General features: G+C 71.6%; 13 protein-coding genes and 2 pseudogenes. 13 read left to right on the top strand and 2 right to left on the bottom strand.

All coding sequences use genetic code 11. From position 1 onward, the window contains the following. Window positions 1–204 precede the first annotated feature (204 nt). The 10 genes and pseudogenes from LE548_RS29580 to LE548_RS29535 all read left to right on the top strand — a co-directional run bounded on the left by LE548_RS29580 (window position 205) and on the right by LE548_RS29535 (window position 8,529). Complete coding sequence (locus tag LE548_RS29580; protein ID WP_225100023.1) at window positions 205–402, top strand: zinc-binding dehydrogenase; 198 nt, start codon at window positions 205–207, stop codon at window positions 400–402. Window positions 403–462: 60 nt separating this feature from the next. Beyond that, complete coding sequence (locus LE548_RS29575; protein ID WP_225100022.1) at window positions 463–1,026, top strand: TetR family transcriptional regulator; 564 nt, start codon at window positions 463–465, stop codon at window positions 1,024–1,026. Between the two features lie 226 nt (window positions 1,027–1,252). Then, the gene (locus LE548_RS29570; protein WP_225100021.1) at window positions 1,253–1,924 is read left to right on the top strand and encodes a hypothetical protein; all 672 of its coding nucleotides are present in this window, start codon (window positions 1,253–1,255) and stop codon (window positions 1,922–1,924) included. Window positions 1,925–2,192: 268 nt separating this feature from the next. Then, window positions 2,193–2,693 (top strand): annotated as a pseudogene (locus LE548_RS29565) (GNAT family N-acetyltransferase); the annotation flags it as partial. Between the two features lie 159 nt (window positions 2,694–2,852). Then, the gene (locus LE548_RS29560) at window positions 2,853–3,857 is read left to right on the top strand and encodes a 2-dehydropantoate 2-reductase (protein ID WP_225100020.1); all 1,005 of its coding nucleotides are present in this window, start codon (window positions 2,853–2,855) and stop codon (window positions 3,855–3,857) included. 192 nt (window positions 3,858–4,049) lie between these two features. Then, entirely contained in the window at window positions 4,050–4,583 is a 534-nt protein-coding gene (locus LE548_RS46620; protein ID WP_225100019.1) for a GMC family oxidoreductase N-terminal domain-containing protein, read from the top strand. An 83-nt stretch (window positions 4,584–4,666) separates the two neighbouring features. After that, the gene (locus tag LE548_RS29550) at window positions 4,667–5,086 is read left to right on the top strand and encodes a GMC oxidoreductase (RefSeq protein WP_225100018.1); all 420 of its coding nucleotides are present in this window, start codon (window positions 4,667–4,669) and stop codon (window positions 5,084–5,086) included. Continuing rightward, window positions 5,008–5,748 (top strand): annotated as a pseudogene (locus tag LE548_RS29545) (transcriptional regulator). The gene LE548_RS29550 and the pseudogene LE548_RS29545 overlap by 79 nt, the downstream one beginning before the upstream one ends. 147 nt (window positions 5,749–5,895) lie before the next feature. Continuing rightward, on the top strand, window positions 5,896–7,161 hold the full coding sequence (locus LE548_RS29540) for a M20 family metallopeptidase (protein ID WP_225100017.1): 1,266 nt from the start codon (window positions 5,896–5,898) through the stop codon (window positions 7,159–7,161). Between the two features lie 390 nt (window positions 7,162–7,551). Further along, a complete protein-coding gene (locus tag LE548_RS29535) occupies window positions 7,552–8,529 on the top strand; it encodes an asparaginase (RefSeq protein ID WP_225100016.1) in 978 nt (325 codons plus the stop codon). A gap of 289 nt (window positions 8,530–8,818) precedes the next feature. Here LE548_RS29535 and LE548_RS29530 read toward each other — a convergent pair whose 3' ends face one another. Continuing rightward, on the bottom strand, window positions 8,819–9,364 hold the full coding sequence (locus tag LE548_RS29530) for a GNAT family N-acetyltransferase (protein WP_225100015.1): 546 nt from the start codon (window positions 9,362–9,364) through the stop codon (window positions 8,819–8,821). A 46-nt stretch (window positions 9,365–9,410) separates the two neighbouring features. Here LE548_RS29530 and LE548_RS29525 point away from each other — a divergent pair, with 46 nt between their 5' ends. Continuing rightward, window positions 9,411–9,980: a helix-turn-helix domain-containing protein gene (locus LE548_RS29525; protein ID WP_225100014.1), complete on the top strand. Its 570-nt coding sequence runs from the start codon at window positions 9,411–9,413 to the stop codon at window positions 9,978–9,980. Window positions 9,981–10,151: 171 nt separating this feature from the next. Here LE548_RS29525 and LE548_RS29520 read toward each other — a convergent pair whose 3' ends face one another. Beyond that, entirely contained in the window at window positions 10,152–10,367 is a 216-nt protein-coding gene (locus LE548_RS29520) for a hypothetical protein (RefSeq protein WP_225100013.1), read from the bottom strand. Window positions 10,368–10,686: 319 nt separating this feature from the next. Between LE548_RS29520 and LE548_RS29515 the strand changes: the two genes are divergently transcribed. Together LE548_RS29515 and LE548_RS29510 are read left to right on the top strand one after the other, a co-directional pair. After that, window positions 10,687–11,328, top strand: coding sequence for an isoprenylcysteine carboxylmethyltransferase family protein (locus LE548_RS29515; RefSeq protein ID WP_225100012.1), 642 nt, complete (start codon window positions 10,687–10,689; stop codon window positions 11,326–11,328). Window positions 11,329–11,803: 475 nt separating this feature from the next. Continuing rightward, the gene (locus LE548_RS29510; protein WP_225100011.1) at window positions 11,804–12,886 is read left to right on the top strand and encodes a S1 family peptidase; all 1,083 of its coding nucleotides are present in this window, start codon (window positions 11,804–11,806) and stop codon (window positions 12,884–12,886) included. Window positions 12,887–13,102 lie beyond the last annotated feature (216 nt).

Here is a 13,102-nt window from a genome sequence, read left to right as displayed (position 1 = left end):
GTACTGTGCCGAGCGGTTGGCGTCGGCACAGTGAAGTGCGTCCGGGCGGTGAGTCCGCGCCGTGCGGGAGGATCTCCTGGATGCGGGCCAGGTCCTCGGCGCAGAGCGTCCCGATACCCGAGCCGGGTCCGGGCGCCGTCGTCGTGGCCGTCGGCGCCGGGGTGGAGGGGCCGGCCGTCCGGCGACGAGGTGCTGAGCTGGGCGGTGGTGGGCTCCCTGCACATGGCCGGCGCCACGGGGTACGCGGCCGCCCGCGAGATCCTCCTGGAGCTGGTCGGCCTGGTCGCCACCGGAACCGTCGAGGTGCCGATCGCCGCCACGTACCCGCTCGACCGTGTCGCCGACGCCTCCGCCGAACTGGAACGGCGGCACAGCCCGGGCAAGATCGCGCTGGTCCCCTGAGCGGCCCCGGACCCCGGGCTGCTGCGGAGCTCAAACGAACTGGTTCGTTACCATGAGGGCATGGCATACGACTCGGCAGCGACCAGAGAGCGCATCCTCGCGGCGGCGACCACGGAGTTCGCCGCGCACGGCGTCTCCGGTGCCCGGGTGGACCGTATCGCCACCGAAGCCAAGGCCAACAAGCGTGCGATCTATGACTATTTCGGCGACAAGAACAAGCTCTTCGCCGTCGTCCTGGAGCGCGCGCTGGCAGAGCTGGCCGAGGCCGTACCGCCCAGCGAGGACCTGCCCGGGTACGCGGAGCGCCTCTTCGCCTATCACCGGGCCCGTCCCGAGGCACTGCGCCTGGTGATGTGGGAGGCCCTGGAGATCGGCGACCAGCCGGTCCCGGCCGAGGAGGCTCGCACCCGCCACTACCAGGACAAGATCGACGCCGCCGAATCCGGCGGCGCGGGCGGCGACGCCCGCACCCGCGTGTTCTTCACCCTCGCCCTGGCCGGCTGGAGCATCGCCATGCCCCAGTTGCGCCGGATGATCCTCGGCCCCGACTACAGCCTCGACGACCTCGGCGCGGACGTCGCCCGGGCCGTGCGGACCCTGCCGGCCGGCCAGGAGCAGCGGTAGGGCCGGCTCACGGCGCCGGCGGGCCCGAGTGCGATGCAGGCGAAGCCGAGCGCGATCCGGGTGCGCGGCCGGGAACGGAAAGCGATGTGCACGGCCGGGGCCGTCACCAGGCAGCACAGGTGAGGCAGCGCGGACAGTACGCCGGAGAGGGCCGGCGAGGCGTGTTCTCCACGATTCGCCCCGGCGAGGCCTGCGTGACCTGCCCCCGCAGCCTAAAGTGATCGACATGGCGATACCCGTACATGCCCTCGTGCACCGTCCGTTGACCGTACAGGCCGTCGCGGAGCTGGTCGCACTGCCGACGGCGCCGCAGGTGCCCGACGACTCCGACGCCATGACCGAGGAGATGCGGCGTCGCGGATGGGAATGGGAGCACCAACTCGTCTGCGACTCCTTCCGCACCGCTCACCAGCACGTGGTCTGCGACGAGTACGGCAACCCGTTCGGTAACGCCGGCTCACGGACGTTCCTCGTCTTCGGCGAGGTGTACCCCGTCGACCCGAGCGACGAGGACATGAGGAACGGTCCATGGCTGTACGGCTATATCGAGGGCTGGGAGCAGGTGCCCGGCTGGGTCAGCCGCAGACCGTCCACCGACGAGGACTGTGAGGCCGTACTCGCGCAGGCGGCGCAGGCGGTCACCGAGCACCTGGGCGAAGCCCCCGAGCGGACGACCGCGTCGTCGTACACCGCGGGTATCGGCCCCGAGCTGACGCACCGCATCTGGCGCACCCCCACGCACGCGCTCATTCTCGGGCCGACGGCCGACAACGGCCCCTACGGCTATCTCACGCACCTGCAACTGTCCTCCACGCCACTGACCTGCGCCCCCGACCTGCCCCCTGCAGGCGACAAGGTCGGCTTGGACAGATGGATCGCGGCGCATACCGACTGGTAGAGCGCAGGTGCACCGGCCTCCTGGGAGAGACGGGCGGTCAGAGGCAACAGCACGAGCGTCAGGGTTCCGACGAACGCCGCGGCAGTCTGTGCGACGAGCACCGTGGTGGCGTCCACGTCACCATCCGGCTGAAGGTGTCGACGAGTTCCTGGGTCGCTTCGCCGGCGATGCCCACACGGACGTCCAGGCGCGGAGCCTGTCCGGTTGCCCAGGCAGCCGAGCCGCGCTGGTGCCGGCGTCCGGACCTGCGTCGCAGCGTGCCGAATGCATCGATGCCCAGCTCGCCTGTGCCGCCGCCGGGAAACTGGCCCCGTATGCGCAGGGGGAGCAGGCGTCGGGGCGGGCGATCGAGGCCACGGCCCACTGGGATCCGCGGCTGTGGCCGACGACCGGCGGACTGTGCGCGATCGAGGTCGGCTTCACCTGGCTCGCGGCGTCGGCCCAGGGCACGGGTGTGAACACCGAGGCCAAGTACCTGCTGTTCCGGCACGCGTTCGAGAACTGGGGTGTGGCACGGGTGGATGTGAAGACGGACGCGCGCAACAGCCGGTCGCGGGCGGCGATAGCAGGGGTCGGCGCATAGTTCGAAGGTGTGTTGCGGAACTGGTCCCGGTCCTGGGTGCCGGGCGAGGACGGCCGACTGCGTGACTCCGCGATCTTCTCGATCACCATGGAGGAATGGCCGGACCGCCGCACCAGGCTCGAACAGCGCATGGCACGCGGCACTGAACGCAGGCGACCGGGAGCAGGTCTGCCGTCCCCCGCCTGAGCCCGAGCCCCGTGGACGCCGTGCCGTCCGGGCGAGTGACGGCGCCGGTGTCAGCGGCAGAGGGCGGTGAGCGGCGGCAGACCGAGCGGCCTGGTCAGCCGACACGCCCCTGGTCCATGCTGGCCCCTGCCCGCCCCGTACGTCCACAGGAGTCACCCCGTGCCCAAGCCCCGCTTCGCCGTCCTCGGCGCCGGCAGCATCGGCTGTCACCTCGGCGGACACCTCGCCGCCGCCGGACATGACGTGACCTTCATCGGCCGGCCCGCCGGAATGGACGTGCTGCGCGAGCGGGGACTCACGCTCAGTACGTCCGTGCGGCCGCCGGTCCACCTCACGCCGGACCGGCTGACCCTGGCCACCGGACCGGAGGCCGCGGCCGGCGCCGACTACGTGCTGGTCACGGTGAAGACGGCCGGCACCGAGGCCGCCGCGAAAGACCTCGCCGCGCACCTCGCCCCCGACTCCGTCGTGGTCAGCTTCCAGAACGGCCTGCACAACCCCGCCACCCTGCGCGCCGCGCTTCCCGGTCACACCGTGCTGGCCGGAATGGTCCCGTACAACGTGGTGCAGTCCGAACCGGGCACTGTGCACCAGGGCATGCCGGGCAAGCTCATGACCGAGCCCGACGACACGCTCTGCGCCGCCTTCCACGAGGCTGGCCTGGCCTTCGAGGCCCGCACCGACATGTCCGAAGTGCAGCACGCCAAGCTGCTGATGAACCTCAACAACGCGATCAACGCCCTCTCAGGGCTGCCGCTGCGCGACCAGCTCGGCCGACGGGCGTACCGCCGCTGCCTCGCCCTGTGCCAGCGCGAGGCCCTCGCCGCGTACCGGGCGGCTGGGGTCACTCCCGCCCGCCTCGGTCCTACGGCGCCCGGCGTCACCCCGTACGTACTCGGGCTGCCCGACGCCCTCTTCCGCCGGGTGGCGGCGGCCTCCCTCCGGATCGACGCCCACGCACGCTCCTCGATGTGGGAAGACCTGCAGCGCGGCCGGTCCACGGAGATCGATTCCCTGCAGGGCGAGATCGTCGCCCTGGCCACCGCTCACGGCATGGGCGCGCCCGCGAACGCGCGTCTCGCGGCCCTGGTGCACGAGGCGGAGGCCACCCCGCGCACGTGGACAGGACCGGAGCTGTACGCCGAACTGCGCGCGGCGCGCTGAACCGCGCGCAGCAGGTCAGTTCCTGTTCCTCGGGCGCGCGCCGAGGGCTGCGGCGAGACGCGAGCGCATACGGCGCACTCGGCACGGCACGGTGCTGGAGAGCCACGGAGGTCTTCGAGTGCCACCGGACAGGCGTGAAAGCGCCTTTTCAGAAACGCCGAGGCGGGCGGCCCGACACCGCCACGGAGATCCATGTCCCGGCCACCTTCCCCCAGTTGTTCAAGTCCGGCCTCGACGGGGACCTCGACTCGACGGCTGGGCCGCGGCCGGGACCACGGGGTGGTCGTACGACGAGATGTTGCCGTACTTCCGGCGCGCCGAGGACAGCGAGCGCGGCGAGGGCGCGTTCTGCACCCCGGTCTGGAACGGCCTGACCTCACCGTGCTCGCCTCGGCCCGCGCCCACCGCGGCGTCGTCGACGGCGGCCGGGCGACCGGCGTGGCGGTGGAGCGCGGCGGGGCCGTCGATGTGGTCCGCGCCGAGCGCGAGGTGATCCTGTCCGCGGGTGCCTACGAGTCCCCGAAGCTGCTGATGCTGTCCGGGATCGGCCCCGCCGCCGGCCTGTCCGCCCTCGGCATCGGCTTCGTACGCGAGGTGCCGGTCGGTCAGGGTCTGCAGGGCCACTACATGGTGCTGCTGAACTTCCGCGTCGATACCCAGTCCCTGACCAGCGCGCGAGGCCGCAGAGCGCCGCGCTGCCACAGACCGAGGGGCGCTGCCCGCTGACCTCCAACCTCGCCGAGGCCGGCGGGTTCTTCCGCGGCCGGGACGGCCTGGACGCCCCGGACCTGCAGTTCCACGCCGCCCCCGTGCCCTTCCATCAGGAGGGCCGCGGCCCGGTCACGGAGCACGCCCTCGCCATCGGCCCGTGCGTGCTCGCCCCGACCAGCCGCGGCGCGGTGACCCTGCGCTCCCCGCGCCCGGACGCCGCGCCCCGGATCGTGCACAACTGGCTGACGACGGCCGAGGACCGGGACGGCATCGTCGCCGGGACACGGATCGCCTTGGAGATTGCGGCGCAGCCGGCCGTGGCCGATCTCGTGACGGGGCCGTACAGTGACGCGCCGGACCCGGATGCCGACGACACGGAGCTCCTCGCCTGGGCGCAGCGGGCGGACCGGACGCCCGTCGTCATCTCAGCCGGCTCGACCTGGCGCTGCGGGCCGGCACCACCCAGCGGTATCTCAGTTTCATCGAGTCCGGCAGGTCCGTCCCCGGCCGGAACATGATCGTGCGCCTGGCCGAGTCGCTGGAACTGCCGCTGCGGGAGCGCAACGAGCTGCTGCCGGCCGCCGGATACGCGCCCGCCTACCCCGAAAGCTCGCTCGACGAACCGGCGCCGGCCCCGGTGCGCACGGCGCTCGACCACATCCTGCGCGGGCATCTGCCGTATCCGGCACCGGGGTGGACCGAGCCGGTGACCTGATCGCCGCAGACACCGCCTTCGACCTGATCACCGAGGGCGCGGCCGCCGAACTGGTGGGCCCGGGAGCCAACATCCACCGCCTCGCGCTGCATCCCCACGGCCTGGCTCCCCGTATCGGGAACCGCGCCGAATGGGGGCAGCACATCCTGGCGCGCCTCGGCCACCGGGAAGACCTGCACGCCGAGCTCGCCGGATACGTCGCCCATCTGGAGCCGTCCGCCGCGCCCCTCGGATTCGCGGTTCCGCTCCACCTGCGCTCCTCGTACGGCGAACTGCGCCTGATGACAACTGTGACGACCTTCGGCCACCGCCGTCGACGTGACACTCGCCGAGCTGAAACCGGAGGCGTTCCTGCCGGCCGACCCGGCGACGGCCGAAGCACTCCTGGCAGCCGTCGGCCCCATGGCCTCCGCCGCCGCGGGCCGGGCCCCCGAGAACACGCGGTCGGCCTTGACCGCGCCGTAGAGGGGTACACCTGTCAGCATGTCGGCGCGTCGGCCCCCTGGGCAGCAGGAGGAGTCCGCCATCCTGTCGATACGGCGCCCCGTCCGGATTCGGCGGACCGGATCCCCGGGCTCTGTCCGGTCCGGGCCCGGGAAGGAGAACGCCCGTATGACGCCTCCGCCCCCGCCTTCGTACGATGCCCCGTCCCCGCGGGAAGCCGCCGCCGGATCCCTCCTCGACGAGGCCCGCCGCCTGGCCCCCGACGCGGTCGCCCTGCGCCGCGCCCTGCACGCAGGTCCCGAGCTGGGCCTCGATCTGCCGGACACACAGCGCCTCGTACTGGACGCGCTCGACGGCCTCGGCCTGCAGATCCGTACCGGCCGTGCGCTGTCCTCCGTCACCGCCGTCCTCGCCGGACCGTCCGACGGACCAAGCATTCTGCTGCGCGCCGACATGGACGCCCTGCCGGTCACCGAGGAGACCGGAGCGCCGTTCGCCTCACGCACTCCCGGGCTCATGCACGCATGCGGGCACGACACCCACATGGCGATGCTGGTGGGCGCCGCCCGACTGCTTGCCTCGCGGCGCGAACGGATCGCCGGACGCGTCGTGTTCATGTTCCAGCCCGGCGAGGAGGGGCAGCACGGCGCCCGCCACATGATCGAGGAGGGCGTGCTGGAGGCGTCCGGACGCAGAGCCGACGCCGCATTCGCCCTCCATGTGCACCCCAACCTGCCCGCCGGCGCAGTGCGGCTGCGCCCAGGACCTCAGCTGGCGGCCTCCGACCGGTTCCGGGTCGTCGTCCGCGGGCGCGGCGGCCATGCCTCGGCGCCGCACACCGCCTGCGACCCGGTACCCGCGGCCTGCGAGATCGTCCTCGCCCTGCAGACGACGGTCACCCGTGGCCTGTCCGCCGACGACCAGGCCGTCCTCAGCGTGACGCAGCTGACCGCGGGCACCGCCACGGGCGTCATCCCGGACACCGCGGAACTCGGCGGTACCCTGCGCACCGTGTCCGAGTCCACGAGGCAGCGGATGCACGAGGCGATCGCCAGGGTGGCCCGGGGTGTGGCCGCCGCGCACGGAGCACAGGCCGAGGCGACCGTCGTGCCGGGCTACCCGATCACCGTCAACGACCCCCGCTTCACCGACTTCGTGCTGCGCACGGCCGAGGAGACGCTCGGTGCAGCGGCGGTGGGCGTGCTGCCGGCCACCCAGATGACGGCCGAGGACTTCTCCTACGTCCTCCAGGCCGTTCCCGGCGCCCTGGCCTTCCTCGGCGTGTGCCCGCCGGGCGTGACCCCGGACGAGGCCCCGGCACTCCACTCGCCCCGCATGACCGTCGACGAGGACGTGCTCGCCACGGGCATCGCCTGTCACGCCTCTGTGGCCCTGGCCTTCCTGGCGGGCGGCGGACCGCGGACCACGCCGTGACCGCCGCCGCGTCCCGCCTCGTCGCGGACGAGTTCGTGCCGCGCGCAGGCATCCCTGGGCAGGCGGATCGCGGGATCAGGCCGTCGCCTCCCGCATCCTGGCCGCCGTGCCCGGATCCTCCGGGAGGAACGTCCGGATGGCGATCTCGTCGAGCGTCACGTCCCGTGGCGAACCGAAGACCGTCGTGGTGTACAACTCCGTGAGCCCGGCGGCTGAGGTCCGTTCCAGCTGACGGCGGCCCCGCCAACTCCCCTGACGCGGCACTGAGAAACAACCCCATGGCATGGTTCGCGGCCCCTGCCCGACTGCGGGCGCTCAGGGCGGCCTTGTAGGTTGGGCCGTGGCCCCGCGGGGATCCGCCGGGCCGAACGCGAGGCAAGGGGGCGGGCGTTGGGTGTCGTACTGCTGGCGCTCGGGGGCACGATCTCGGTGGCGGGCAGGACCCAGGGAGCGCGGCTGACCGGTGCCGAGATCACCGCGGCCGTGCCGGGCCTGGCGGACCTGGGAATCCCTCTGGAGGTGAGGGACGTGCGGGCCGTGCCCAGCGGAAGCCTCACCTTGGCACAGATCCTCGACGTCGTCGACGTGGCCTCGCGGGCCGTGGCCGAGGGCGCGGACGGCGTCGTCGTCACACAGGGCACCGACACCCTGGAGGAGACGGCGTTCCTGGTCGACCTGGTGTGGCCGCACGAGGCGCCGTTCGTGCTGACCGGTGCGATGCGACAGCCGGCCATGGCGGGGGCGGACGGGCCGGCCAACGTCCTCGCCGCGGTGCGCGTCGCCGCGGCGCGGGACACCCATGGGGCGGGTGCGCTGGTCGTCCTCAACGACGAGGTGCACGCGGCTCGATGGGTACGCAAGACGCACAGTACGAGCCCCGCGACCTTCGCCTCGCCGAGCGCCGGTCCGCTCGGGCACGTCGTCGAGGGCCGGGTGCGGATGCTTCTGGCTCCGCCCCGGCACGAGCCGCTGCCGGCCGGGATCGACCGGGAGCGGCTCCAGGCCGCCCGTGTCGCCCTGCACGTGGTCACCCTGGACGACGACGGCACTCAGCTCCACGGCCTTGAGGCCACGCACCAGGGCCTGGTCGTGGCGGGTTTCGGTGTCGGCCACGTACCGGACGTGCTCGCGCCACGGCTCGGCGCACTGGCCGAGCACCTGCCCGTCGTACTGACCTCGCGCACCGGGAGCGGTTCGGTCCTGCGGCACACCTACAGCGCGCCCGGTTCGGAGACGGACCTGCGGCGCCGCGGACTGATCGACGGCGGCTTCCTCGACCCGTACAAGGCCCGGGTGCTGCTCCGGCTGCTGCTGGCGACCGGAGCCGGGCACGGCGACATCGTCGAGGCGTTCGCGTTGCGGGGCTGAGACCGTCCTGTGTACGGCTCACCCTCCGGGCCGGCCGAGGACCGCGGTGACCTCCAGCGCACACCGGCTGCCGTCGTGACCGACGCGATGGAGCACCGCTCCGGTGACTCGGCCCCGGCTTTCGGCGTGTAGCCGACCGCCGCGAACGACGAGATCAGCACGGACCATCAGCTCGCCGGGGTTCCCGGGCTGGACGGCCAGGATGGGCGAGGCAACGTGGTGGACCTCCTCGCAGTCGGCCACCACGGTGCGCCGGCCGCCGTCGGCCATCGGGCCGGCGGCGACGATCTCAGCGTATTCGGGCCTCAGCGGACCCGTCTGCCTGCTTGGTGAGCGCCCGCTGCATGAGGAAGGTGTCGATCCAGCGGCCGTGCTTGTGGCCGACCCGCACGAGGTGGCCGGCGTCGGTGAAGCCGGAGCGGCGGTGCAGGGCGCGGGAGGCGTCGCTGCCGGTGTCGGCGATGACGGCGATCATCTGGCGCATGCCGGCCCGGGCGCAGGCTGTGATGACCGCCTCCAGCAGCGCCGTGCCCAGCCCCTGTCCGGTGGCGTCGGGCGCGAGGTAGACGGTGTCCTCCACCGTGTGCCGGTACGCCGGCTTCGGACGCCAGGGAGACGCGTACGCGAAGCCGGTCACCGCACCGTCCGACTCGGCGACGAGGAAGGGCAGTTCCCGCGCCCTCAGGTCCGTCAGCCGTCCCTCCCAGTGGGCGACGGCCGGCGGGGTCTCCTCGAAGGTGGCGACGCTGTGGCGGACGTAGTGCGTGTAGATGTCGGCAACGGCCCTGAGGTCGGACGGGGTGGCCGGGCGGACGACCGGTGCGGGAGCTGCCATCAGGGCCTTCTTTCTCTATAGTGAAATACGTAGTTATTATAGAGGAATGCTGGATCTCGTGACCCTGGGTGGCCGTGTGCAGAAGGCGCGGCATGGACTCGGCCTGACTCTGCAGCAGTTGGCCGACGCGGCTGAGGTGAGCGTGAGCATGCTGTCGTCGGTCGAGCGTGGTCAGAAGGCGCCCACCGTCGTCGTGCTCGCGCGCATCGCGGACGGTTTGGGTGTACCGCTCGCCGAGTTGGTGGCCGAGCCGCAGGATCTGCGCGTGATCGTGCGCCGCGCCGCCGATCAGGACACCGTCGAGGAGCCGGGTCGCTGGCGACGGACGATCCTGACCCCGGTGGTGCCCGGCGTGAACTTCGAGTGGATCCGCACGGTCCTGCCCCCACGCTGTGACGCCGGTGAGTTCCCCGCCTACGCGTCCGGCTCACACGAGTTCGTCGTCGTGGAATCCGGCACTCTGCGCCTCACGCTCGCCGAACGTGCCGTGGACCTCGGCATCGGGGACTCGGTGTACTTCGCCGCCGATGTCGTCCACGGCTACGCCAACCCTGGACCGACGCCGTGCGCGTATTACGTCGCGGCCCTCATCATGCGGCCCCGGGTCGCTCGATAGCCGGGACGACGGCGACCGAAGAAGGGACGGAGCCCGCACCCGGGCTGGGCGCGGGCTCCCGGTATCACCGGTGCCGAGCGGCTAGTAGTTCGGTACCAGCCGCATTCGACGCGGTCGATCTCGTCGTACGCCGCCGCCTCGTACTCATCGCCGTTGTACGTCTCGATGAATCTATTGGTCACGGAATCCATTGGTCACGCCTTGGAAGTCGTGCGTGCCCGTTCCCGTTCCCGTTCCCGTGCAGTCCACCCAGATGCAGGTGCTGCCGTATTGCAGCCTCTTGAGGCCGGCCCCGGAAGGCTTCTCGTTCTTGGCCACCTTTTCGTACGGGACAGAGGTGACATCGAGGATCTTCGCGCCCCTGGCCTTCAATTCCGCGATGCGCATAACGCCAGTCGCATGAGTGACGAATCGGCGCCTTCTTCACAGCCTCTACTTCACTCGCCATCAGCCGGAGTGGCGCTTTCTTGTCCACTTCCAGGCTCGGTCATGCACTCGTCCTGTCTGCGCCGATTATATCGGCGCGTTCCCGTGTGTTCCGGTGCGTGAATTGCACATTTTTCGCCCGACGGTCACAGGTGCTGAATTCCGGTCGCGGATTCCGTACAGGTGGCCCCTCTCCATCCTGGGGTGGAGAGGGGTGAGGCCATGTCCATCGACCCGTGGGTGGTGGTGATCCATGGTGTCCGCGGAGCAGTCTTGAGTCATGGGATCGCTCCACTCGGCGCTCGGCGTACTCATCGGAATCTGTGTCCTGATCTTTTATGCGGCCTGGATAGCGGGCGCGCTCTACTTCGGCGCGAAGAGTCACGCCGGCGTGCGCGGCTGGTGGCGCGGGCAGCGTCGTACGTTGCCGCGCCGGATTCTCCTGATCGCTGGTGCCTACGTGGTCTCGGTGCTGCTCGAAAACTCCCGGGACTTCTGGCGGCATCTGCGGTACTGGCAGCCCGAGCTGGCCCTGCTGGGCGCCGCGCTCGCCGTCGCCTCGACCGCCCTGCTGCTGTGGGCCCGCTGGGTGCTGGGCACGATGTGGGCCAGCGTTCCGACGGTCCGGGAGCACCATGAACTGCGCACGGACGGTCCGTACGGCCTGGTTCGCCATCCCATCTACACGGGGCTGCTCGGCCTCGTCATCGGCGGCATGCTGGCCTGCGGCTTCGGCGTCTGGACCGCGGTCCTCATAGTCGCCGTTCCGTGGCTGCTGCTGCGGGTCAGGGCCGAGGACCGGCTGATGGCCGGCCGGTTCGGTGCGGCCTACGAGGCCTACCGCGCCCGTGTTCCGGCGCTGCTCCCCTGGCCGCGTCGCGACCGGGCGGGAGTGGGCCGCGGCGACCGTGTGCACCAGTAGCACCGGAGACCGGCGAGCGGGAGGGGCAACTCACCGGGGAGTCCGACCCGTTGCCGGGTCCGTGGCACGGCCCCGGGTGATGTCCCGAGCCGACGCTCTGGCCGCGTCGGTCATCGATGAGCCAAGAGTGCTCTAAAACAAGGACGGCTGGTCCGGATTCCGGACGGAATCGATATGTACCGGCCAGCCATGGGTGAACCGAGCGTGGGCGGCGGATGTGCGGACGGCCACCGTGCGTGAGACCGGACATCGGGCCGAAGGTGCGGAGTGCAGAGATGGCGGCGCTGATCGGCTGTCCGCCGTACCGGATGCCCGGCCGGATTCCTTCCTTGTTGTGGCGTGAGCGCATCGCCATACTCGTCGGCGTTTGGCATGGGCACGACTGGATCCTCAGGGGTCGGGGCGTACCCGTGTCTGTCATCCCTCCGGCCCCGACCCGTCGAGCGGGCGGGGCAACCCCCACTGGAGGCTTCACATGGCGCAACGCCGAACAGCTCTCACCACCCGCTCGCTCACCGGAGCGAGCGTCGCGGTTCTCATGGCCGGCGCGGCCCTGCTCCCCGGTGCCGGCTCGGCCACGGCCGCCCCCGCTTCCGCCGCGGCCACCCCGGCCGCCGTCCGTGCCGCGTCCGCCGCCGCCCTCGTCGCACGACTGGGCGACCGCGCCGCCGGCTCCTACTACGACGCCGCGGCCCACCGGTTCGTCGTCAACATCACCGACCGGTCCGTGGCCGACCAGGTCCGCGGCACCGGCGCCGTACCCAGAACCGTGCGCTACTCCACTGCCCAGCTGCGCGGCGTGCTGGGCGCGTTGACCCAGCGGGCACGGATCGCCGGCACCGCCTGGTCGATCGACCCCCGTCAGGACAAGGTGGTCGTGACCGTCGACCCGACGGTCACCGGAGCCAAGCGCACCCTGTTGAACACCGTGGTCGGCGCGCTCGGAGACAAGGTCGTCGTACGTCGCGCCGCCTCCGCGTTCAAGCCACTCATCGCGGACGGCGACGCCATCTGGGGCAGCGGTGTGCGCTGCTCCCTCGGGTTCAACGTCACGGTGAACGGAGCGCCGTACTTCCTCACCGCCGGGCACTGCGGCAACGCCTCCTCGACGTGGTCCGACTCCCAGGGCGGCGGCGAGGTGGGCCAGACCATCGACTCACAGTTCCCCGGCACCGACTACGCCCTGGTCCAGTACGACGACGCGAGCAGCGACCACTCCAGCGTCGTCGACCTCTACGACGGCAGCAGCCAGCAGATCACCCACGCCGCCGACGCCTACGTCGGTGAGTCGGTCCAGCGCAGCGGCAGCACCTCGGGTCTCCATGGCGGCACGGTCACCGGGCTCGACGCGACCGTGAACTACCAGGAGGGCTCTGTCTCCGGGCTCATCGACACCAATGTGTGCGCGGAGCCCGGGGACAGCGGTGGCGCGCTCTTCGACGGCGACGCTGCGATCGGGCTGACCTCGGGCGGCAGCGGTGACTGCACGTCCGGCGGCGAGACCTTCTTCCAGCCGGTGCCGGCGGCGCTGAACGCCGAGGGAGCCACGCTTCCGTAACCAGCGGGTTGCCGCGCATCCGCGCTCATCGCGGTCACGCCTCAACCGGTTCTCGTACGGGGCCGGTTGAGGCGTCTTCATGTCCGGGGTCCCGGGGCCGGGTCACCGCACGATGAAATCTCATACGTCACACGCGTTTCAGGCATCGGCGATTCGGCCAATCCTCGCCCCTCCAGGGCGGCTTCATCACGGTGGCCACGCGTTCGAGCCCTTGCG

It is taken from the genome of Streptomyces sp. CoH27, assembly GCF_020181035.1.
Classification (GTDB): Bacteria; Actinomycetota; Actinomycetes; order Streptomycetales; family Streptomycetaceae; genus Streptomyces; species Streptomyces camelliae.
The sequence above is the reverse complement of the archived record's forward strand: the minus strand, read 5'-3'. Positions and strand labels throughout refer to the sequence as shown.